Raw genomic sequence first — 21,937 nt, 5'->3', positions numbered from 1 at the left:
GAGTCACAGAAGGCCCGCCATCCGACCGGATGGCGGGCCTTCTTGTGTTCTCAGGTGAAGCTGTACGAGCTGAATCAGCGCAGTGCTGCAACGATCGGTGCGTTGGCATCGGAGAGCTGCTGGAACTGTGCGGCGAAGCCGTACTGGCCGGCGAGGTCACGAGCGGTGTCGTAAGCCTGCTGTGCGGCGGGCTTGAGCTCGGCCGGGATCTCGATGGCGGGAGCAACTGCGGGTGCCTCGGCGACGGGAGCCGGTGCTGCGGCGGGAGCTTCTTCGACTGCAGGCTCGCTCGCGACGGTCAGACGCTGGCCGCAGACGGGCCATGCGCCGGGGCCCTGGCTCTGCAGGGTGTTCTCGGCGACGCGGATCTGCTCTTCCTTGGAAGCGTTGGCGGGCGAGCCGGTGCCACCGTTGGCGGTCCAGGTGCTCTGCGAGAACTGCAGGCCGCCGTAGTAGCCGTTTCCGGTGTTGATGTTCCAGTCGCCACCGCTCTCGCACTGTGCGACGCCGTCCCAGTTGTGGGTGGCTGCGGAAGCGGTGCCGGTGCTCATGGTGAGGGGCACTGCGACAAGTGCGCCGGCTACTGCCAATGTGCCGAATGCACGCTTGCTGATGCTGGTGTACGTCATGTCGGGGTAAATCCTCTCCGCGCTTGCTGACATCGGCGGGCCTGCGGGTCGGCGATGATGCTGACTTTCCCGGGCGCTTGTCTCTCCGTGTCTCTGCCCCTCGAAGGTTTCGGGGGTTCCGATCCCGCGGGGCAGAGTGGAGCAGCGGCGGGTCGGCGTTCGCCCGGTTGATTCGGGCCGGGACCGACCGTACGGGAGCGTCGAACGAGGGTCGATTCGCAATTTTCCGGACTGTCTGGTCTGCTCTCGACCCAAAATTTTAGCGTTTGTGCTGGTAGAGCCTTTCCGATGCCGTTTCGACGTACGTTCGTTACATGCTTGTTATGTGTTGATGCTCACGGGCATTTTGTGAACCCAGTCACCCGATTCTTCGACTTTCAGGCGTGTATTTCGCTCCAGCGCAGGCGATTTGCGTTCCGTTCACCTGCTCGTGTAACTTTGTCCATGCATCGCGGGGTGGAGCAGCTCGGTAGCTCGCTGGGCTCATAACCCAGAGGTCGCAGGTTCAAATCCTGTCCCCGCTACTAGAAAAGGACCGCCGCACTGGATTCCAGTGCGGCGGTCCTTTTTTGTGCGCAGCCGTCGTAGGGTGGCGACGTGCGACTCTCGAAGATTCTCTTGGCGATGGCGGTGACTACTTCGCTGGTGACCACCGCTCTGGCGTTCTCGGCAGGAAGCGCTGCCGCCGGTGGGCGGATCACCGATGCGAAGCGCGTGGTCTTCATCGTTCCGGGGCAGCAGCTCTACAACTCGGGAGAAACGCACCAGGCGACCTACCGCGCCCTCGACGGGGCACTGAGCGCTGCGGGCTACGAGACACACTTCGTCGACGCACCCGGCAAGATGATTGCGGCCGACGCCGAGCTGATTGCCGATTCGATTCGCTCCTACGCTACCGGCGCTGACTCCGTCGGGGTGATCGCGCACAGTGCGGGTGGACTGAGCTCCCGGTACTACGCGAAGTTCCTCGGTGGCTCCGAAGTAGTGGATTCATTCGTCGCCATCGGTGCTCCGCAGTACGGTAGCCCCGGTGGCTGCGTACAAGGCCCTGCCGACGGTTACGACACCTGCATGTTCTCCGAAGTTCTCACCAAGCTCAATGCCGGTGAGGACACTCCTGGATCTGCCTACTATTCGGTGGTGCAGAGTTCGGGCGAGTGGGCGGACGGTCGGTTGGACGGGGGCCAGTGCCGGGTGTACGTCGATGGCGTTCCCGGGGCCGGAACCGGAGGAGACCACCTCACCGAGCTCGAGCATCCAGAGGTCATCTCGGGAGCGATCAGCGCTTTGGGGCGCGACTGTGTCGGTACGTTCGTGGACGAGAACGACGGCGACATCACCTGGCCTGACACGCTGTTTCCGTCATTTCGGTAAAGCTTCAGGTCCGGGTTGTTCGGACGAGTAGCCCGGCTACGTGTGCGCTCGCGGCAGTCCTCGCCCCCAAGGCGTCACCCGATTCGATGGCCGCGACTATACGTGCGTGCTCGGTGACGGCGATCCGCCGATTGAGCTCGAGGCTCCACATGTCCGAACGGTGGAGATGTGACTGGCCGTCCAGACGATGCAGGGCTTCGCTGAGCGGGTGATTGCATGCAGTCTCACGAATCAAGGTGTGGAACTCGAGGTCGAGCTTCGAATCCCGACGCTGATCCGGCGGGCTCTCGAGAAGTTCGCGTTGCACCTGCACCATCTTGTTCAGCTGTGACACGGTTTCGTGCGTGGCATTGGCCGTCGCGTTGAACGCCGCGAGACCGTCGAGTACCTCACGCACCTCGAAGACCGCGCGCAGAGACTCCGCGTCCAGCGAATCGACTTTTGCACCCGCATTCCGTGTGTGGACGGCGATGCCCTCGTAGATCAACTGCTGCACGGCCTCGCGGACCGGCGTTCGACTGACATTGAGCTTGCTCGCCAGCGCGGGAACACTCAGTGGTGTCCCCGGCGCCAGCTCGCCCGAAAAGATCAGTTCGCGAAGCGTCTCGTGCACGGACTCGGTGAGTAAAGCTCGTTCGGTGGTGGTCATCTTGTCCTCACTTCGATCCTGCACGATGTCGACGGTACCCGGGAGCGCTATCCAGCGGCGCGCACCCGGTCAGCGCTGCGACTGTCGACCTCGGGCGCCGTCGCGCCTTTCAGTCCTGCCACTTTGGCCGCGATGTTCTCAGCGATCGTGATCGGCGGGTATCCGACTTCGCCCGGTGTGAGAGTCCCTGGCAGTGCTTCGATGACGGCGTCGTAGTTCCCGTCGAAAAAGAATGCGGCAGAGCGACGTCGGATGATCTGACCATCGACGATAGGTGGGTCGACTCGGTGCACTGTCGAGCGCCATCGGTCGTTCGTCCAGCGTGCCATCGCGTCGCCGAGGTTGATCAAGAGTGCGCCGTCGGCAGGTTGGACGTCGTGCCATACGCCGTCGGCACTCAGAACTTGAAGGCCCGGAACTTGATCTGCCCACAGGATGGTCAAGATTCCGAAGTCGGTGTGAGCGCCCATTCCCGTCATGTCGCCGGAGATGCGGATCTCGCCCTCGGGCAGTGCGTAGTTGTTCATCTTCATCGCGTCGATCGAATGGTCGAGCATCGAATCGAAGTACCCGGGCTGCAATCCGAGAGCGTCGGTAAAGGCGCACATCAGGATTCGTGCCAAGCCCTGGGCATGACGGAAATACTCTTCGATTGCCGGTCGGAATCCGGGCGCGGCCACGGGCCAGGTGTTGGCGGCGTAGCTGGACTCGGGTAGGTCGACGCCCGGATAGTCGCTCACCTCTGTGCCCACGACTATTGCTTCGTAGAAATCGTTCATCTGGTTCGCAGCGGCGACGCCCAGGCTCATGCTGAGTGATTCCGATTTCGGTGGTGAGTAGCCGCGGTTCTCGGACGAGGGACGGCGATAGTTGTTCTTCACCGTCAGTGGGAGAGCAAAGAACTCGTCGAGAGCGTCGGCCAGTCCTTCGGTCGCCGATCGTGGAATGCTGTGTCCGACAATCTGTATGAATCCGACCTCCCGGCACGCGCGATCGAGTTGAGCTGCCACTTCCGCACAGGCAGTGCTGTTGGTGGCGTTTGCAACCGCTGCCTCGCCGCGGAGGTACGGGCTGATATCGATCGTAGGGATTTCGAAGACAGGAGTTTCGTGGGTCATTTAAAGTCCTTGCGGCCGGACGTGTGCCACTTACCGACGAGCACACGTGAGAGGAATCCAAAGGCAGAGAAGACGAGGACACCGAACACCGACGCGATCACGATCGCGGCGATCAGATCCTCGGACTGAAGGCGGCTTCGGTAGACGTCGAGCAGCGTTCCGATCCCGGGTTGTCCTTTGGCGAAGAACATGTCGCCGATGATGGCACCGACGACAACAAGGCCGGAGGCGGTGCGGATGCCGGTGAGAATAGCCGGCATTGCCGCTCGCAGTTCGAGTTTCACAAGTCGATCCCAACGCGAGGCGCGGCCGAGGGTGAAGAGTTCGTGCAGTCCGCGATCGACCGATTGCAATCCGAAGTGTGTGTTGGTGATGATCGGGAAGGCTGCGATGAGAACGCACACCAGGGTGCGCGCGGTCATGCCGTAGCCGAACCAGAGCCCGATGAGGGGGACGATGGCGAGGATGGGAATGACCTGCAGCACAACGGCATAGGGATAGACGATCCGCTCGATCCACTTGGCCTGGCTCATCAGCACGCCGGTTCCGACGCCGACTGCCACCGCGACCACGAAGCCGACCAGTGCTACCTGTGCCGTCACTGCGAGGGCTTCGAGCATGGGAGAGAGGTGTTTCCAGTCGAGTAGCGACTTTGTCAGTACTTGACTCGGCGGCGGAAGGAGAAATCGACGTTCCGGGGAGAGAACGAGGTAGCTGACGATCGACCACGCTGCGACCGCGCCGGCAAGTGAGAGCAGCGGATAGAGCAGGAAGGTGCCGAGCGCTCTCATTCGCGAGGGCCGTCCGGGCTGTGACTGTGCTCGCGCGGCGGTCGCAGAATCAGTGCGAACGGCGGAATTGCGTGCGGTGGTGCCCTGTTGCACTGCAAGGACTTCGGTCATCGTGAGCTCCCATGGAGACTGGCCGAGATCTCGGCGACGTGTTCGGTGTATCGGGCGTCGTAGCGCAGTTCCGGGCTACGCGGGTACGGGAAATCGATGTCCACGACCGAATGGATTCGTCCGGGCCGGGCGGTCATGACGACCACCTTGTTTGCGAGGTACACGGCCTCGGATACCGAGTGCGTGATGAACATCGAGGTGAACCCCTTGTCGGTGTAGAGCCTTTGCAGCTCTACCTGCATCTCCAGTCGTGTCATCTCGTCGAGAGCACCGAAAGGTTCGTCGAGCAGCATCACAGCAGGTGTGAGGGTGAGCGCACGCGCCAACGAGACGCGCATCTTCATTCCGCCCGACAACGCGTTGGGCAGTTGTTTCGCGAAGTCCGCCAGTCCCACTGCGCGAATTGCCTCGTCGGCGCGCAATTTTCGGGCTGCTTTGTCGCCGCCACCGAGTTCGGCGGACAATTCGACGTTGGCCTGCACGGTTCGCCAGGGGAGGAGAGTCGGCTCCTGGAAGATGAAGCCAACTGATTCGGTGTCGAGGGCAACCGCGCCGCTGGTCGGTCGCTCGAGGCCGGCCGCCATGCGCAACAAAGTCGACTTGCCGCAGCCGGAGGGTCCGACCACGGCGACGAAGTCTCCTCGCTCCACGTTCAGATCGATGCCGTCCAGCGCGACAGTGCCGGTATCGAACTTCTTGACGACATCGGAAAAGACCATCTGCATCGGTGCGGTGAGCTTGCGAGCGTCGGCATCCTGCATCGTGTTCGCGAGTTCCATCTGAGCCTCCGGTTCAATAGTGCATGCAAAAGTTCTTCAAGATGTATGAACCATCTTGAATTGCATGTATGTCGCCTAGATTGCTGAATGTAAATGTGAGGTGACATTGCAGGTGAAGCGAGAATACTGGCGCGCGTTACCTGATGGAAACAACTAGTCGATTGCATGTAATCCATGTGCTGCAGAGTGTGCACATCGGATCACCCTTCCTGGTTCGCCCACATCCCAATTGTTTTCACGAAGGAGACGCTGTGTATTCAAATCGCAAGGTGCATTCCAATCGCAGAAGTGTGGGAGCGGCCGGCGCGGCACTGGCCATGTGTGCAGCCATCGGATTGACTGCGTGCAGCTCCAGTGAGGCTGAGACGGCCAAGGCTGAATCTCTCGAACCAGCTGCCGAGGCTCAGAACCTAGCGGGTCTCTGTCCGGAAAACGTTGTGGTTCAACTCCAATGGCAGCCACAGTCGGATATGGGAGCGCTCTTCGAGATGCTTGGTCCCGGCTATTCGGTCGACACCGACGACAAGTCCGTCAGCGGGACTCTTGTCGCCGGAGGGAAGGACACCGGAGTCGACTTGACCTTGCGGGCCGGGGGACCGGCAATCGGGTTCCAATCCGTCAGCTCCCAGATGTACGTCGACGATTCGATCACTCTCGGCTTGGTGCACGGCGATCAGGTGATCGCGGCAGCGGCAAGTCAGCCCGTTGTGGCCGTCACGCCATTGCTCAAGTACAGCCCGGCAATCCTCATGTGGGACAAAGAGTCTCATCCGGAATGGGCGAGTGTTGCCGATATCGGCAAGTCCGACGCGAGTGTCGTCGTTTCCAAGGAGCAACTGTTTCCGCAGTGGCTCGTGGCGAAAGGCCTACTGAAGCAGTCTCAGCTCGACACGAGCTACGACGGAGCTCCCTCGCGATTTGTCGGTGACCCGACCATCGCTCAGCAAGGATTCGCGAATTCGGAACCGTACACGTACGAGAAGGAGACGCCAGCGTGGGACAAGCCGGTTTCCTATGACCTGCTGAAAGATTCGGGTTTCGACATCTACGCGTCCAATGTTTCCGTTCGTGCCGACAAGGTCGAGACACTCTCCCCGTGTTTGAGCAAGCTGGTTCCGATCATTCAGCAGGCCACCGCGGACTACATCACTGCGCCGGATACGGCGAATGCTGCCATTGTCGACGTCGTCTCGCAGGACGTGTCGTTCTCTCCCTACACCGAGGGTGAAGCAGCGTTCAGTGCCCAAGTCTTGAAAGAGAAGGGCCTGATCGCGAACGAGGCGGACGGATCCGTCGGCACGTTCGACATGACGCGAGTCGCTCACACCGTCGAAGAACTGAAGCCCATCCTGAACGCCGGGGGTGCGGCGATACCGCAGTCATTGACTGCAGAAGAGATCTACACCGACAAGTTCACCGATCGGTCCATCGGAATCCGCTGAAGGAGCTGACAGCAAATGACGTACGACATGACAGAACTCAACCGCGAGACCCGCATGGGTGGCCTGGGCACGGAGACCACCGACCGCGAGGTCCGAAGAATCGATCTCTCGGATTTCGAGAACCGGCGCAGCGAGATCGCCGAGGAGTTGTGGTCGGCAGCGACCGACATCGGATTCTTCCAAATCGTCAATCACGGGATCGATCTGGACCAGGTCCGCGAGGCTTTCGCGGCGGCCGAGCGATTCTTTGCACTGCCCACCGAGGTCAAAGCGCAGTATCCGCTCAAGAAGGGTTTCAACTCCGGCTGGGAGAGCATGACGCAGGTGCGTCCGTCCATCGGAACACCTGATCAGAAAGAGTCCTACCAGGTGACCCGCCCGCATATGGGTGATCTGTGGCCCACTGCAGACGAATTGGGCGGATTCCGCGAAACGATCCTGGACTTCGAAGCCAAGTGCTGGGGCATTGCGATGGACCTGTTGTCGTGCTTCGCCGAGAAGCTGGGATTCGAACGAGACTTCTTCACCAGGGCACATGACCCGTCGGTGGACACCTACCAGAGCACACTGCGACTACTCCACTACTTCCCCCTTGCCGCCGACGCAGATGTCGAAGGGATGTGGCGTGCCGGAGCGCACACCGATTTCGATTGCCTGACATTGCTTTTCCAGCGTGACGGTCAGGGCGGCTTGCAACTGTGCCCGGGCAAGGAGATGGACACCCAGGAATGGACGTCGGTGGTGCCGGCTGAGGAAGCAATCACCTGCAACATCGGCGACATGCTGATGAGATGGAGTGATGACGTCCTGCCGTCGAATTTTCATCGAGTCAAGAGTCCCGGAGTCACCGACTATCGGGGAGCCCGCTACAGCCTCGCGTTCTTCGCTCAGGCGAACCGCGACGTGACCATCGAGGGGCCGGCGGGCAAGTACCCGCCGATCACTGCCGAGGACTACATCGACCAGCGAGTACGCGCGAACTTCGCGCGTTGATCCGTATCCGTTCCGTCACACACTTTCAGGAGAACTGGCGATGACTACCGCGCCCAAGAACATGACCGACGCGATCATCCGGGACGTGACGTTGTACAGCGGCGGGCAATGGCTGACCGGCCACGACGTCGTCGTCTCGAATGGGGTGGTCGAATCGATCGAGAAGTCGACCGGCACCGACACACCTGGAAGTGTGGACGGATCGGGGGCGTATCTGATCCCTGGGTTCGTCAACACCCATACGCACCTTCAGCAGTCACTGATGCGTGGGATCGCCGAAGGGACACCGCTTCTCGAATGGCTACTCGCGGTCGCAGAAGAGTCGGTTCAGATCACTCCCGAGCGCGCATACGCGGCCACTGTCGCAGCCTCGCTGGAGGCATTGCGCAGCGGTACGACCACCCTGGTCGAACACATGTGGCCGCACCCGTCCAGCGAGGTTCACGATGCCGTGATCCGGGCGTTGCACGACACCGGGATTCGTGCGGTGCTGGGACGCGGAACCGCAGACCGGGCGGACAAGACGAGGAAGTGGGGCTTCGATCCGCGGCTCATGCAACCACTCGGAGACGTTCTCGCACATACGGATCAGATGATGCGGGACGTCGCCGGTTCCCGCATTGACGTGGCAGTCGCGGTACCGAACCCGCGTTCGCTGACCCCGGAGGGGATGTCGGAAGTGCGTGAGTTCGCGCAGGCTCGCGACCTGACGGTCTCGATTCACCTGCTCGAGACGCAGACCGACAACACGATGTGTACCGAACACGCGGGCATGAACGCGGTCGACTACCTGGATTCCCATGGTTTCTTGTGGGACCGGGTGCTGGCGGTCCACTGCGTCGAACTCGACGACCGTGGTCAGAAGGTGCTGGCGGAGCGCGGCGTCGGAGTGTCGTACAACCCCGTCAGCAACATGCGCCTCGGTAGCGGAATCGCGCCCGTCCCGAGTTTCCTCGACGCGGGGATCGCGGTGGGGTTGGGTGTGGACGGTGCAGCCAGCAACGATACTCAGGACATGCTCGAGACGCTGCGCACCGGCGCCTACGTGCAGCGAGCCGCGCGCGGCCGCGCCGACCTGCTCGGCTTCGAAGCCATGATCGACATCGCATCCGGCGGTGCAAACGCAGCACTCGGTCTGCCGGCCAGGTCCGGCGGGATCTCCGTGGGCGATCCCGCCGACCTCACCATGATTCGGTTCGAACGCGACTTCGGTTGCCTCCCGGTGCGAGATCCGGGCGCGTCCATTCTCACGACGGGCAGTCGTCAGATAGTGGACACGGTGTTGGTTGCGGGCGAGGTCGTGCTCCGCGACGGGCACTCCACTCGCGTCGACGAGGCGGAATTGATCCGCACGCTCAGAGCTTTGTGACTGTGCTCAGTCTTCGCTGATCTCCATCTCGATCAGTACGCGGCGCAACAGCTTTCCGGTGGCGTTGCGGGGAAGTTCGTCGATGAAGACGATCTCGCGGGGAACCTTGTAGCGCGCGAGATTCGACCGGACGTGATCCTTCAGCTCGTCGGAGTTCTGGTCGGCGCCGTGGGCGACGACGACAAACGCTCGCAGGCGGTGCCCGAAGTCGGCGTCCTCGACTCCGATGACTGCCGCTTCCAAGACGTCCTCTCGATCGGCGAGCAGGTTCTCGACTTCGAGCGGGTAGACGTTCTCGCCACCGGAGACGATCATGTCGTCGTCGCGGCCGTCGACGAAGAGGAGGCCGTTGGCGTCGAAGTGTCCGACGTCGCCGGTCGAGAGAAGTCCGTCGATACGTTCCTTGTCGCGCCCGTCGGTGTATCCCTCGAAGCTCAGCCCGCTGGCGACGAAGATCCTGCCGATCGTGTGTGGGGTGGTGATCTTCTTGTTGTTCTCGTCGAACAGTTCGACGTGACAGGTCACCGGAGCGCGGCCCGCGGTTCCCGGCGCAATGGTCAGATCCTCGGGAGTCGCGACCGTGGCCACTGCGACCTCGGTGGATCCGTACAGGTTGTAGAGGACGTACCCGAACGAGGCCGTGACTCGCTTGCACAGGTCGGGCGAGAGTGACGAACCTGCCGAGAAGATGATCTTCAGGTTCGACGTGTCGTACTTGGACAGCACGTCGGGACCGAGGTCGATGATGCGAGTGAGCATCGTCGGGACCACGACCAGACTGTCGCACTTGTACTGGGCGACAAGCTTGATCGTGTTCTCCGGATCGAACTTTCGATGCATGACGACGGTCTGGCCGAGCGCCAACGCGAGAGCGAACTGCGAGACGCCGGTTCCGTGGAAGGCGGGGGCCGCCATCATCATGGTCTGTCCGCGGCGCAACGGCACGCGGTCGAGGAACTGCGCCGACGCGAGAGGGGAGGTGTGGCCACGCGGCGCACCCTTGGGAGTTCCCGTTGTGCCGCTGGTGAGGAGGACGAAGCCACCGTTCTTCTCGGGTGCCGGCACCGACGACGTGGTGCGTCCGGCGATGGCCTCGTCGAGAGTAGCTGCCGTGGAACCGTCAGCGGCCGTGCCCTCTGGCCAGGAACGATAGACGACGACGTTGTCCGGCAAGGCATCGGCGATGTCCGCGAACTCGTCGTCGTAGACGAAGGCGACCACCTTCTCCCGCGCGGCGACGTCCACGAGTTGGGGCCGAGCGAAGCCCGTGTTCATGAGAACGAGCTTCGTTCCGTTCTTCGCTGCCGCCAGCATGGTCAGGACCAAGCCTCGATGGTTACGGCACATCGCACCCATGACGGAGTCGGAGGTGATGCCGTCGGCCTGCCACGCCCGGACCAACGCGTTGCTCTGACGCTCGAGCTCGGCATAGGTGATGGGGCCGCGCTCGTCGATGATCGCCACCGCGTCGTAGCCGTTCTCGGCGTGTGCATGGACCGGCCCGGCAAAGGGTCCGTACTTGTCCACGGCTGCAATGGATTTGAGCCCGCGATCGAGGCGAGGGAACGGGACGAGTCCGGCTCGGAACATGACCCCCGCCGCGCCGATGGTGTCAGTGACCTTGGTGACCAATCCGGGCATACGTGAACCTCTTCCGAGCGTCGTTGTAGGACTGATTACACACTAATGCGCAATCAGGTTTCGGTGGTGAAGTTTCACGATGGCGACCGAGCACTCCGCCCCGCCACCTCGAAAGGTGGCGGGGCGGAGTGTTTCGGGATCTGGTCCGTGCGACCGTCACTTCAGTTCGGCGGACGACTTTCCGAGCAGGCGGCGTGCGACGATGAGCTGCTGGATCTGCTGGGTGCCCTCGAAGATGTCGAGAATCTTCGAGTCGCGGCCCCACTTCTCGAGCAACGGGCGCTGCGAGTAGCCGTAAGTGCCGGCCAACTCGACTGCCTTGAGCGTCACGTCGGTGCCGGTGCGGCCGGCCTTCGCCTTGGACATGGACGCTTCGAGCGAGTTCGGCTTCTTGTTGTCGGCCATCCACGCCGCGCGCAGAGACAGCAGGTACGCGGCCTCCCAGTCGGCTTCCAAACGGATGAACTCGGCTGCAGCTGCATGCTGGTTGTAGACCGGTGTGTCGTAGGAGATCTCGACACCGGCTTCGGTCAGGATGCCGCGCAGTTCTTCGAGAGCTGCGCGTCCGACGCCGACGGCCATGGCTGCAACGAGGGGCCGGGTGTTGTCGAACGTCTGCATGACGCCGGCAAAGCCCTGCTCCACGTTGACCTCCGGGCTGCCGAGGATGTTGTCCGCGGGAATGCGGCAATCCTGGAGCAGGAGTACTGCGGTGTCGGAGGCCTTGATGCCCAGCTTGTGCTCGAGGCGAGCAACGCTCAGGCCCGGTGCGTCACGCGGAACGACGAACGACTTGATGGCCGCTCGGCCCTTCGACTTGTCGACCGACGCCCACACGACGATGTGCGTCGAACGCTCACCGGCGGTGACGAAGATCTTCTCGCCGTTGAGAACCCACTCGTCGCCGTCGAGAACGGCGGTGGTGGTCACTGCGGCGGAGTCGGAACCGAAGCTCGGTTCGGTGATGGCCATCGAGGCCCACACCTTGCCGAAACGTTCGAGCTGTTCGTCGGTGGACACTGCGGCGATCGCGGCGTTGCCGAGCCCTTGGTAGGGGATCGAGAGCATGAGTCCGACGTCGCCCCAAGACGTTTCGAGCGAGTTGAGGAGCGCAGACATGTTGCCGCCGTTGGCGTTGCCACCCTTGGCGCTGGCGTCGGACCGTCCGCCGCTGGCGCCGCCGATGTCTCCACCGGAATCGGAGAGGCCTTCGACCATGGCAGCCATGGTGTCGAGCTCGACCGGGTACTCGTGCTCAGCGAGATCGTACTTACGTGAAATGGGTCGGAAGATCTGCGCCGCGACCTGATGTGCCTGGTTCGCTGATGCTTTGAGCTTCTTGGGAAGTTCGAGGTTGATCATCGTGGTTCTCCTGGAAGTTCAGCGGCGTCAGATGAGGACGATGCCCTCGGCAACGCCGATGGCACGGAGGTCGCGGTACCAGCGCTCGACCGGGTGTTCCTTGGTGAACCCGTGTCCACCGAGGAGTTGCACACCGTCGAGGCCGATCTGCATGCCCTTCTCGGAAGCCAGCTTCCGGGCCAGAGCGGATTCGCGAGCAAAGGACAAGCCCTGCTCGGCGCGTGAAGCGCCCCGAAGCGTGACCAGACGCAGTCCGTCGAGTTCGATGCCGATGTTGGCGACCATGAAGGCAACCGCCTGGCGGTGGCTGATCGGCTCGCCGAACGCTTCGCGCTCGTTGACGTACGGAATCACGTAGTCGAGAACTGCCTGGCTGGTTCCGACGGCCATGGACGCCCAACCGAGGCGAGCCAGGCGAATCGCGTCGGCGTATTCGGCCTTGCGCTGCTCGGCGTCACCGTCGCCGAGCAGTGCGGACTCCGACACAGCGACATCGGTGAGGATCAGGCGACCCAGGCCTGCGGCGCGCAGACCCATGCTGGGATCTGCTTCGACGACGAGTCCCTTGGTGTCGGATTCGACGATGAAGAAGGAGGGCTTGCCGTCGAGTTCTGCGGCGATGACGAAGAGTTCGGACGTAGCCGCGGCGGGCACCAAGCTCTTGACGCCGTTGAGCTTGTAGCCGCTGGGGGAGCGAACTGCCTTGGTCTGCAGGGCAAACGGATCGAACAGTGCGCGTGGTTCGTTGACCACCACTGCTGCGCCGGGGACCTGCTCGCCGGTGAAGGCCGGAAGGTAGGTCTTCTGCTGCGCGTCGGTGCCCCACTGCGTCAGTGCGACCGCAACGCCGCTGGGTGCGAGGATCGGAAGTGCAAGCCCCATGTCTCCGTGCGCAAGTGCCTCGGCAACAAGAGAATTGGTGACCGCGCCGCGATCGGCAGCTGCTCCGTCGAGTTCTTCGGGAACGTTGATCAGCGTGATGCCGAGCTCGGCTGCGCGCTTGGAGAGATCGGCTGGTGCCTGCGCTGCGCCGTCGGCGTCGTGCGCTGCGGGACGCAGGATCTCGGCCGCGAACTCGCGCACGGTCTCGACGATCATCTTCTGGTCGTCGTCGGGGGTCAGATCGAAGTAGTCGGCGTTCTTGCTCGGGTTGTCGGGCAGGCGCTTGGGTGCGCCGTTGCCCGAGACCTTCTGGAATCCTCGAGTGGCGGCACCCAGGGTTTTGAAGCCCGTCTTGGTGCCCTCGTAGGTCACGCGATCGATGGTCTGACGCAGATTGAACTTCTCGGCCAGTTCCGAACCGGTGATCTTGGTAAGCACACGCATGGCTGCGCCCATGGCGTCGCGTTTGATCGGGTTCAGGCCGACGGCGGACGTGTCGCGGGGCGCACCCTTGGCGCCGCCGCGCTGCGCGCCCGATTCGCTGCGCTGAGCGCTCTTGTCGGGGGCAACACTGTCTTGCTTGGTCATGATCACCAGCTGTTTCTCGGTGTTGGGGCGTTGGACGATCCTTATCTTACTCATCAGTAAGGTCTGTTGTCGAGAAACCGCGAAATGATGCGCGTCATAGGCTCGAGGGGTGAACCGGACAGAGGTGCCAGATCGGATACAGCGGTACGTGCGCTACACGCCGTTGGTGGTGGTCCCGTGCCTGTTGATCGCCAGCACGTATCCGGGGGAGTATCGAGTTCCCCTCACCTACTGGATTCTGTCGATGCTGTCGGCGCTCGCCTTCGCCGTCGGCCGTCGATGGCCGGTCTTCGCGTCCCTGGTCATCTCGGCGCTCGCCGTTCCGATGTTCGTCGCCGACGCCTGGGGGCTGTCCGAGCTTGTTCCGTATCTCGGGGCGGTCGCCGTCGTCGACGTCACGATGCGGGCCGAGCGTAGAGAAATGGTTGCCGTATCGGCAGCAGGATGGTGCGGTTCGGTGCTCGCGGGGATCTGGTTCGAATCTCACGAAGCGTTCTGGTCTGTCACGACGGCTGTGAAAGTGCTTGCGTACGTGGGGTTGCCACTGCTGCTCGGGCTGTATCTACGCTCGCAGCGTGAATTGGCCGCGAACAATCTTGCGCAGACCCGCGCTGCGGAGCGCAGTGCGCTCGCCCGCGAACTGCACGACCTGGTTGCGCACCACATGGCATCGATTGTCCTGAGAATCGGCGTGGCTCAACATGTCTTGGCGCCCCAGGACGAGGCCGTGCGTGAGGTCCTCGCGGATGTGCGTGGGACTGCGTCCGATGCGCTGGCCGATATCCGTCGCCTCCTGGTCGCACTTCGTGATCCTTCGCTCGGTGAGGTCGCTTTGGTCGAGCCGGATGCCGTCGAGGCGGAAATCGAGGCGGCGATAGATCGTGTGCGTGCGGCGGGTTTCGAGGTGCAGGCAGTCTTCGATGCCCAGGAGAATGTCGAGTCAGGCGCAGCCGATCTCGACGCGATCGGGAGGCTGACGTTGTTGCGGGTGATTCAGGAATCACTGACCAACGTCATGAAGCACGGCGACAAGAAGGGGCTGGTATCGGTCTCGGTCGGTCGCGAAGACAACCGGGTGCATGTCAGGGTTGTCAACCACGTCGAGGGATCGCCTCGGAGTGCAGGTCATGGCCTGGTGGGAATGCAGGAGCGTGCGGAGTTGGTCGGCGGCGAGATGACCGCCGGCACCAACAGTGACGGGAAATGGGAAGTGCACGTGAATATTCCACTCGTTGTCTCGGGCGATGTCTCGTGATCAGCGTGCTGATCGTCGACGACCAGCGACTTGTGCGCGCCGGTTTGCGGATGCTGTGCGCGGCAGCCGAGGACATGACCGTGGCCGGTGAGGCGTCGAACGGCGTCGAGGCGGTAGCGCTCGCTGCAGAATTGGATCCCGACGTGATTCTGATGGACTTGAGAATGCCCGGGCTGGACGGGATCGGCGCCACCCAGCAGATCGTCAAGGCCGGTCGTCGAGCGCGCATTCTCGTGCTGACCACCTTCGACGACGACGATCATCTGTATCCCGCACTCGCCGCGGGGGCTTCGGGATTCTTCGTCAAGGACACCGAACCCGCCGAGTTGCTCGGTGCCATTCGGCGGATCGCCGAGGGCGAGATGGTGTTCACTCCGGAACTTCTCCGCCGGGTTGTGGATCGAGCGGTGATCGGTGGTATCGCAGACACTGCTGCGACGGAGAAGGTTCCGTTGACCGATCGCGAATCGCAGGTCCTCGCGCTGGTGGCAGATGGGAAGAGCAATCAGGAGATCGCGGACACGCTGCATCTCGGTGTGACCACGGTGAAGACGCACGTGGCGAACCTGATGTCGAAGACCGGTTGCGACAATCGGGTTCGCCTCGCCGTGTACCACTTGCAGAACTTTCAGTGACCGGAGTGCGAACCAGACGAAGGCATCGGCATGTCCATCTGCATCGGAGCCGCCTTCTGTCCCGGTTCGAGCACGAGGAATTGGCCCATCATCCCTTGGTCCTCGTGCATCAGCAGGTGGCAGTGGAACATGTACGGGAAAGTGGGATCGGTGTACTCGGACCACTGCAGTGCGACGCGAATCCTACTGCCCGGTGGTGTGTAAACAGTGTCCTTGAGTCCTCGTAAGTGAGGCGGAGGAGTGCGACCGTCGACGTCGAGGATCTGGAACTGTACGTCGTGGACATGGAAATTGTGTGGCCAGTTGTCCTTGTTGGTGATCGTCCACACCTCGGTCGCGCCGACTTCGGCCTCGAAGTCGATGCGGTTCATGTCCATTCGTTGCCCGTTGATCATGTACCACTGCAGATCGAAGGTTCGGGAAACGCTTGCCTTCGACGGATCCAGACTCGGCAGTACGGCCAACTGCGCCGGGAGAGTCGACCGTGACGCGCGGCTGGCAACGCCCCGCAGTTCGAGGATGTCGAAGCGGTCGTTCATGCCGAAGTTCTCGGCGTCGGAGGAACTCACGCCACCGCCGTCCTCGATCGGGAACGACACCAGTGTGGTCGTCGCACCGGGGTCGACGCGAACCACGATCTCGGCTCGTTCGCCGGGGCTGAGCTGAATCCGCTTGATCGCAATAGGTGATTCGAGCAGTCCGCCGTCGGTGGCAATCAGATCGAACGTGCGGTCGTCGGGGAACCCCAGGTTGTAGAGACGGCCGGAAGAGCCGTTCAGAATGCGTAACCGGACGACCCCGGTGGTGACGTCGAGGTAGGCGTCGGAGATGCCGTTGGTGACTATCGTGTCGCCGAGCAGGCCTATGTCGGTCGGATCCGATTCGTCGAAGCTGCCGTCGGCGAGGAATCGACGATCCTGGATGATCAGCGGAACATCGTCGACACCATAGGTTTTGGGGATGTCCAACGCCCGCGTGTCGGCGTCGTCGATCAGGAACAGTCCGGCGAGACCGCGCTGCACGTGCCGTTCGGTGGATCCGTGCGGGTGTGGGTGATACCAGAGCGTCGACGCCGACTGGCCGATCGTCCACGCCGGTTCCCAGCGTCCGCCGGCTTCGATGGTCTGGTGCGGGCCGCCGTCGTATCGGGCGGGCAGATGCATGCCGTGCCAATGGACGGTCGTGGGCTCTGCCAGTGTGTTGTCGATCGTGAATGCGACAGATTCTCCGCGTTCGGCGCGGACGGTCGGCCCCAGAATGGATCCGTTGAAACCCCAAGTGTCGGTGAGTTTTCCCGCGACGATCTCGGTGGTCCCGGCACCGGCACGAAGTGTGAAGTGGCGAACACCGGCGTCGTCGACGGTGGATTCGGCAAGCGGTGGAATCGGTAGCGGACGCGAAGTTCCGGCCACCGCCAACGTGGCGCTCTTCGCTGCCGGGTCGGCGCCGCAGCCCACCGCGAGCCCGAGGGGCGCTGCGGCCAGACCGAACAGAATCGTGCGCCTGGAAATCCGGTTCATCGTTCTCCTGGAAGTAGTGCGTGATCAACTACTTCCAGTCAACGGGCCGAGATGTCGTGCCGAATCCTGCCGACGGGCCTGTCGGAACTCCTCCCTCGGACCCTTGCGGCGGGTGGGATGTTCTGGTACTCGGGTGTTACCGCAGGCGGGCCAGAACGTCTTCGTGCAGCAGTCCGTTGGTGGCGACCGCGCTGCCGCCGTGCGGACCTGCGCCGCCGTCCAGATCGGTGAACGCGCCGCCGGCCTCACGGACCAATACGTCGAGCGCTGCCAGATCCCACAGGGAAACCTCGGGTTCGGCAGCAATGTCGACGGCGCCTTCGGCCACGAGGCAGTAGGAGAAGAAGTCCCCGTAACCGCGCACGCGCCAGACGTGGTCGGTGAGTTCGACGAACTGATCGCGAATTCCGCGGTCCTTCCACCCCGAGAGGCTCGAGAAGCTCAGGCTCGCTGACTCGCTGCGATCGACGGCGGATACCTGGATCGCCCGCGCATCACTGTCCCCGAAGGACGTATGTGCACCCAAACCTGTTGCAGCCCACCATCGCCGATTCAGTGCAGGTGCGCTCACGACGCCGATGACCGGGACGCCGTCCTCGAGCAAGCTGATCAGCGTGGCCCACACCGGTACGTTGCGGACGAAGTTCTTGGTCCCGTCGATGGGGTCGACCACCCACTGTCTGCCCTCGAAGACTGCGTCGCCGCCGAATTCTTCGCCGAGTACGGAATCCGCAGGACGATGCTCACCGAGCGTCGCGCGCACTGCTCGCTCGACAGCCAGATCGGCGTCGGAGACGGGGGTGAGGTCCGGCTTGTCGTCCACTCGAAGGTCGAGGGCGCCGAAGCGGGCGCGAGTGATCGCGTCAGCCTCGTCGGCGATACGGAGGGCGAGTGCGAGGTCGGATGCGCGATCGGTCACGGGTACACAACCTACCGGCTCAATCGGGGAGGACCTCGTTCAGCTTTCCGGTTGCGACGTCGAAGACGAATCCGCGTAGGGAGGTCGTCGCGGTGACGAACGGACTGTTCTCGATGCGCTTCAACGACTGACGGACGTCCTCGTCGATGTCGGGAAACGATTCGGCAGCCCAATTTGGTTTGATGCCGATCTCGTCCTGGATGGATCGCTTGAAGTCGTCGTCGGTGAACGTCAGCATTCCGCAGTCGGTGTGGTGGATGAGGATGATCTCGGTAGTTCCCAGCAGACGCTGGCTGATGGCCAGGGATCGGATCTCGTCGTCGGTGACGACTCCACCCGCATTGCGGATGACGTGCGATTCACCTTCCTTGATTCCCAGCACCCGATAGACGTCGATGCGGGCGTCCATGCAGGCGAGTACGGCGACGTGTTTGCTGGGTGGGAGGGGGAGCGGTCCGGTGAACTGCTCGGCGTAGGCGGCGTTGTTCTGCAGGTATTCGTCGGTGACAGTCATCGTTCCAGTAGGTTCCCTCGGAGCGAGGTTGGCAAGGCTTCCAGTCCCGGTGATCCCAATACGTGACGGGCGGCAGGGCCGAGGTCGGCACCCGGTAGCCTTGAGAACCGTGCATCCCGACGTAATTGCAGACCTGAACGCCCTCGACACCACCCTTCGCACCTGCGAATCGGTTGTGGACGTCGAGGAGCTGCGCCGACGCATCGACGAGCTCGAGCACCAGGCAGCCGACCCGGGTCTGTGGAACGACCAGGAACACGCCCAGCAGGTCACGAGCCAGCTCTCCCACGCGCAGGCCGAGCTGCGCCGGATCGTGGCACTACGCGAGCGACTCGACGAGATGCCGATCCTCTACGAACTGGCAGAAGACGAAGGCCCCGACGCGGTGGCCGACGCCGACGCCGAGCGCGCGAGCCTGCGAGACGACATCGCGGCGATGGAAGTCAAGACCATGCTCTCGGGCGAGTACGACGAGCGCGACGCGCTCATCAACATCCGCTCCGGTGCCGGCGGTATCGACGCTGCAGACTGGGCCGAGATGCTCATGCGTATGTACATCCGCTGGGCGGAGAAGCACGACTACGGCGTCGAGGTCTACGACACGTCGTACGCCGAAGAAGCCGGACTCAAGAGCGCGACGTTCGCGATCAAAGGCCCGTACACGTACGGCACGTTGTCCGTCGAGATGGGCACCCACCGGCTCGTTCGCATCAGCCCCTTCGACAACCAGGGGCGTCGTCAGACGTCGTTCGCCGAGGTCGAGGTACTGCCGGTCGTCGAGACGACCGACCACATCGAGATCAACGAGAACGACATCCGCGTCGACGTCTACCGCTCGTCCGGTCCCGGCGGCCAGTCGGTCAACACGACGGACTCCGCCGTTCGACTCACGCACATCCCGACGGGAATCGTCGTCACCTGTCAGAACGAGAAGTCGCAGCTCCAGAACAAGGTGTCGGCGATGCGCGTCCTGCAGGCAAAGCTGCTCGCGGTCAAGCGTCAGGAAGAGCGCGCCGAGATGGATGCGCTCAAGGGCGACAGCGGCAGCTCGTGGGGCAACCAGATGCGCTCCTACGTTCTGCATCCGTACCAGATGGTCAAGGACCTGCGTACCGAGTACGAGGTCAACAACCCGTCGGCAGTGCTCGACGGCGACATCGACGGGTTCCTCGAGGCCGGCATCCGCTGGCGCATGAGCGAGAACCAGTCCGCATAGCGTTCGGATACCGAAAGGCACGATGACTTTACTTCGACCTGGGCAGAACCTGCTCGATTGGCTTCAAACCACCGGTTTGTCCGTCCTCATGACCGTGCTCGGGGCGATGATTCTCGCCCGGTTGGTCAGTTGGGGAGGCAACAAGGTCACCGACCAGATCGACTCCAACTATCAGTTGGGCGATGCGCTGGTTCGTTCCGAGGCCACCAAGCATCGTCACTCGGTCGCGCAGGTCATCACCTGGGTGGTCATCACGTTCATCTACGTGATCGCGACGCTGAAGGTTCTCGACCAACTGAACCTGCCGATCGGCAGTCTCGTCGCGCCGGCGACCGTTCTCGGTGCGGCGCTCGGTTTCGGTGCACAGCGCGTCGTGCAGGACATTCTTGCCGGTTTCTTCATCATCACCGAACGCCAGTACGGCTTCGGTGACACCGTCCGGCTTGCGATCACCGGCTCCTCCGACGACGCCGAAGGTGTCATCGAGGACGTGACCCTGCGCGTGACGCGGATGCGGAACTCCGACGGCGAGGTCATCACCGTTCCCAACGGCCAGATCGTGAAAGCGACCAACCTGTCCAAGGATTGGGCACGCGCCGTCATCGACGTTCCGGTTCCGGCGACCGCCGATCTCACCCGGGTCAACGAGGTGCTTCGCCAGGTCGGAGTCGACGCGATGGCCGACCGCGGACTCAAGAAACTGCTGCTCGACGAGCCCACGGTCATGGGCGTCGAAAGCCTGGAGGTCGATCAGGTCAACGTGCGGATGGTCGCGCGCACACTCCCTGGCAAACAGTTCCAGGTCGGACGCGCTCTTCGCGTCCGCGTCGCCGCAGCACTGCGACGTCAGGGGATCACGGTGTCACCGGATCTGCACACCGTACGGACCGAGGAGGCGAGCGAATGACCGATCAGGAACCGCGCCGCGGACTCGACCGACTGTTTCACCTGGACTGGCTCCCGTCCCGGATTTTCGGCGGCCGGATGCGAACCTCTACCTTCATTCTCATCGTGGCGTGGATATTGACGTATCTGTTGCATACGTATCTCAATCCTGAGGACCCGACCGCAGTGACACCACCGCCCAGCGTGGACACGTCGCAGACCGAGCCTTACGTCGCGCCCTCGGTCAAACCGTCGACGACGACCCCCGTGCCGTCCTCGACCGAGCCGACGACTACGTCCGAGACCCAGTCTCCGGAATCGAGCACGGGCAGCTCAGGTTCTCCGACTCCGACTTCGGGTCCCGCGCCTGCGCCGGGCAACGCCGAACAGTCCGCGACCACGGTGCCGACCACTCCGGCGACGACGACCGTTCCCCAACCTGGCGCGGCGATGCAGGCACCGACGTCTGTGCCGCAGTCACCCGCGACCACCGGTACCGGATAAGGACGAGGGTGCTCGCGCGTGGCGCCAAGGTCACCGTTAGATAACGGCTAGACTGGCTAGTTGTGATCAGCATGAAGAATGTGTCGAAGTCCTACAAGGCCTCCACCAGGCCGGCGCTCGACAAGGTCAGTGTGGAGGTGGAGAAGGGGGAGTTCGTCTTCCTCATCGGCCCCTCCGGCTCCGGCAAGTCGACGTTCATGCGGTTGCTGCTCAAGATGGAGTCGCCCACGTCCGGCGACATCGAGGTCGCGGATTTCCACGTCAACAAGTTGGCGGCCCGCCGCGTGCCGAAGCTTCGCCAGAGCATGGGCTGTGTGTTCCAGGACTTCCGCTTGCTTCAGCAGAAGACGGTCTCCGAGAACGTGGCCTTTGCGTTGGAAGTCATCGGCAAGCCCCGCAACGTCATCGCGCGCACTGTGCCCGAGGTTCTCGACATGGTCGGTCTGGCCGGCAAAGCCGATCGACTGCCCACCGAACTTTCCGGCGGTGAGCAGCAGCGCGTCGCCATCGCCCGCGCATTCGTGAACCGCCCTCTCGTGCTGCTCGCCGACGAGCCCACCGGCAACCTGGACCCCGAAACGAGCCAGGACATCATGCTGCTGCTCGAGCGGATCAACCGCACCGGCACCACCGTCGTGATGGCGACCCACGATCACCACATCGTCGACTCCATGCGTCGACGCGTCATCGAACTCGATCTCGGCAAGGTGACCAGAGACGAAGCGCGGGGTGTGTACGGCGTCGGCAGGTAGCGCCGACTA

At 62.8% G+C, this 21,937-nt stretch carries 21 protein-coding genes and 1 tRNA gene; 11 read left to right on the top strand and 11 right to left on the bottom strand.

From position 1 onward, the window contains the following. Positions 1 to 74 precede the first annotated feature (74 nt). Positions 75 to 629 (bottom strand): transglycosylase family protein, encoded by a 555-nt coding sequence (locus ABH939_RS08505; protein WP_003942299.1) that lies wholly within the window; start codon positions 627 to 629, stop codon positions 75 to 77. 450 nt (positions 630 to 1,079) lie between these two features. On the opposite strand from ABH939_RS08505, the gene ABH939_RS08500 reads away from it, so the two are divergent. Next, positions 1,080 to 1,153 (top strand) — tRNA-Met (locus ABH939_RS08500). A 73-nt stretch (positions 1,154 to 1,226) separates the two neighbouring features. Next, entirely contained in the window at positions 1,227 to 2,003 is a 777-nt protein-coding gene (locus tag ABH939_RS08495; RefSeq protein ID WP_333830558.1) for a lipase, read from the top strand. A gap of 4 nt (positions 2,004 to 2,007) precedes the next feature. Here ABH939_RS08495 and ABH939_RS08490 read toward each other — a convergent pair whose 3' ends face one another. From ABH939_RS08490 to ABH939_RS08475, 4 genes are read right to left on the bottom strand one after another with little or no spacing between them, the layout of a single operon-like run. After that, positions 2,008 to 2,652 carry a GntR family transcriptional regulator gene (locus ABH939_RS08490; protein WP_404649596.1) on the bottom strand — a complete coding sequence of 215 codons (645 nt, stop codon included), beginning with the start codon at positions 2,650 to 2,652 and terminating at the stop codon, positions 2,008 to 2,010. A 47-nt stretch (positions 2,653 to 2,699) separates the two neighbouring features. Further along, the gene (locus ABH939_RS08485; protein WP_166502054.1) at positions 2,700 to 3,770 is read right to left on the bottom strand and encodes an isopenicillin N synthase family oxygenase; all 1,071 of its coding nucleotides are present in this window, start codon (positions 3,768 to 3,770) and stop codon (positions 2,700 to 2,702) included. Beyond that, complete coding sequence (locus ABH939_RS08480; RefSeq protein WP_007731277.1) at positions 3,767 to 4,672, bottom strand: ABC transporter permease; 906 nt, start codon at positions 4,670 to 4,672, stop codon at positions 3,767 to 3,769. The genes ABH939_RS08485 and ABH939_RS08480 overlap by 4 nt, the downstream gene beginning before the upstream one ends. Continuing rightward, positions 4,669 to 5,451: an ABC transporter ATP-binding protein gene (locus ABH939_RS08475; RefSeq protein WP_404649555.1), complete on the bottom strand. Its 783-nt coding sequence runs from the start codon at positions 5,449 to 5,451 to the stop codon at positions 4,669 to 4,671. Before ABH939_RS08475 ends, ABH939_RS08480 begins: the two co-directional genes overlap by 4 nt. A 251-nt stretch (positions 5,452 to 5,702) precedes the next feature. On the opposite strand from ABH939_RS08475, the gene ABH939_RS08470 reads away from it, so the two are divergent. The 3 genes from ABH939_RS08470 to ABH939_RS08460 are packed head-to-tail and all read left to right on the top strand — an operon-like array spanning position 5,703 to position 9,255. After that, on the top strand, positions 5,703 to 6,893 hold the full coding sequence (locus tag ABH939_RS08470; RefSeq protein WP_404649554.1) for a nitrate ABC transporter substrate-binding protein: 1,191 nt from the start codon (positions 5,703 to 5,705) through the stop codon (positions 6,891 to 6,893). A 15-nt stretch (positions 6,894 to 6,908) separates the two neighbouring features. Beyond that, positions 6,909 to 7,886, top strand: coding sequence for an isopenicillin N synthase family oxygenase (locus tag ABH939_RS08465; RefSeq protein WP_003942293.1), 978 nt, complete (start codon positions 6,909 to 6,911; stop codon positions 7,884 to 7,886). A gap of 40 nt (positions 7,887 to 7,926) precedes the next feature. Continuing rightward, positions 7,927 to 9,255, top strand: coding sequence for an amidohydrolase family protein (locus ABH939_RS08460; protein WP_404649553.1), 1,329 nt, complete (start codon positions 7,927 to 7,929; stop codon positions 9,253 to 9,255). 6 nt (positions 9,256 to 9,261) lie between these two features. Here the strand turns inward: ABH939_RS08460 and ABH939_RS08455 are convergent, their stop codons facing one another. The 3 genes from ABH939_RS08455 to ABH939_RS08445 form a co-directional block, all read right to left on the bottom strand. Continuing rightward, on the bottom strand, positions 9,262 to 10,896 hold the full coding sequence (locus ABH939_RS08455) for an acyl-CoA synthetase (RefSeq protein WP_404649552.1): 1,635 nt from the start codon (positions 10,894 to 10,896) through the stop codon (positions 9,262 to 9,264). 156 nt (positions 10,897 to 11,052) lie between these two features. Next, a complete protein-coding gene (locus ABH939_RS08450; RefSeq protein ID WP_003942363.1) occupies positions 11,053 to 12,258 on the bottom strand; it encodes an acyl-CoA dehydrogenase family protein in 1,206 nt (401 codons plus the stop codon). Between the two features lie 27 nt (positions 12,259 to 12,285). Continuing rightward, entirely contained in the window at positions 12,286 to 13,734 is a 1,449-nt protein-coding gene (locus tag ABH939_RS08445; protein WP_003942317.1) for an acyl-CoA dehydrogenase family protein, read from the bottom strand. A 103-nt stretch (positions 13,735 to 13,837) separates the two neighbouring features. Here ABH939_RS08445 and ABH939_RS08440 point away from each other — a divergent pair, with 103 nt between their 5' ends. Together ABH939_RS08440 and ABH939_RS08435 are read left to right on the top strand one after the other, a co-directional pair. After that, entirely contained in the window at positions 13,838 to 14,983 is a 1,146-nt protein-coding gene (locus ABH939_RS08440; protein ID WP_341514200.1) for a histidine kinase, read from the top strand. Next, the gene (locus tag ABH939_RS08435) at positions 14,980 to 15,618 is read left to right on the top strand and encodes a response regulator (RefSeq protein ID WP_404649551.1); all 639 of its coding nucleotides are present in this window, start codon (positions 14,980 to 14,982) and stop codon (positions 15,616 to 15,618) included. The genes ABH939_RS08440 and ABH939_RS08435 overlap by 4 nt, the downstream gene beginning before the upstream one ends. Here ABH939_RS08435 and ABH939_RS08430 read toward each other — a convergent pair. From ABH939_RS08430 to ABH939_RS08420, 3 genes are all read right to left on the bottom strand, one after another. Continuing rightward, a complete protein-coding gene (locus ABH939_RS08430; RefSeq protein ID WP_404649550.1) occupies positions 15,612 to 17,138 on the bottom strand; it encodes a multicopper oxidase family protein in 1,527 nt (508 codons plus the stop codon). The two genes, ABH939_RS08435 and ABH939_RS08430, sit on opposite strands and share 7 nt — an antisense overlap. A 136-nt stretch (positions 17,139 to 17,274) precedes the next feature. Further along, entirely contained in the window at positions 17,275 to 18,057 is a 783-nt protein-coding gene (gene hisN / locus ABH939_RS08425; RefSeq protein ID WP_007731284.1) for a histidinol-phosphatase, read from the bottom strand. Between the two features lie 19 nt (positions 18,058 to 18,076). After that, a complete protein-coding gene (locus ABH939_RS08420; protein ID WP_007731285.1) occupies positions 18,077 to 18,571 on the bottom strand; it encodes a carbonic anhydrase in 495 nt (164 codons plus the stop codon). Between the two features lie 109 nt (positions 18,572 to 18,680). Here ABH939_RS08420 and prfB point away from each other — a divergent pair, with 109 nt between their 5' ends. From prfB to ftsE, 4 genes are all read left to right on the top strand, one after another. Next, positions 18,681 to 19,787: a peptide chain release factor 2 gene (prfB, locus tag ABH939_RS08415; RefSeq protein WP_003942364.1), complete on the top strand. Its 1,107-nt coding sequence runs from the start codon at positions 18,681 to 18,683 to the stop codon at positions 19,785 to 19,787. A gap of 22 nt (positions 19,788 to 19,809) precedes the next feature. Further along, positions 19,810 to 20,694: a mechanosensitive ion channel family protein gene (locus ABH939_RS08410; protein WP_003942304.1), complete on the top strand. Its 885-nt coding sequence runs from the start codon at positions 19,810 to 19,812 to the stop codon at positions 20,692 to 20,694. Then, positions 20,691 to 21,176, top strand: a complete 486-nt coding sequence (locus tag ABH939_RS08405; protein ID WP_007731286.1) for a hypothetical protein — start codon at positions 20,691 to 20,693, stop codon at positions 21,174 to 21,176. Before ABH939_RS08410 ends, ABH939_RS08405 begins: the two co-directional genes overlap by 4 nt. A gap of 71 nt (positions 21,177 to 21,247) precedes the next feature. Further along, the gene (gene ftsE / locus ABH939_RS08400) at positions 21,248 to 21,928 is read left to right on the top strand and encodes a cell division ATP-binding protein FtsE (protein WP_020969258.1); all 681 of its coding nucleotides are present in this window, start codon (positions 21,248 to 21,250) and stop codon (positions 21,926 to 21,928) included. The last annotated feature ends 9 nt before the right edge of the window (positions 21,929 to 21,937 follow it).

The sequence above is a fragment of the Rhodococcus sp. 27YEA6 genome, assembly GCF_044908235.1.
In the GTDB taxonomy this organism is placed as follows: Bacteria; Actinomycetota; Actinomycetes; order Mycobacteriales; family Mycobacteriaceae; genus Rhodococcus_F; species Rhodococcus_F qingshengii.
The sequence above is the reverse complement of the archived record's forward strand: the minus strand, read 5'-3'. Positions and strand labels throughout refer to the sequence as shown.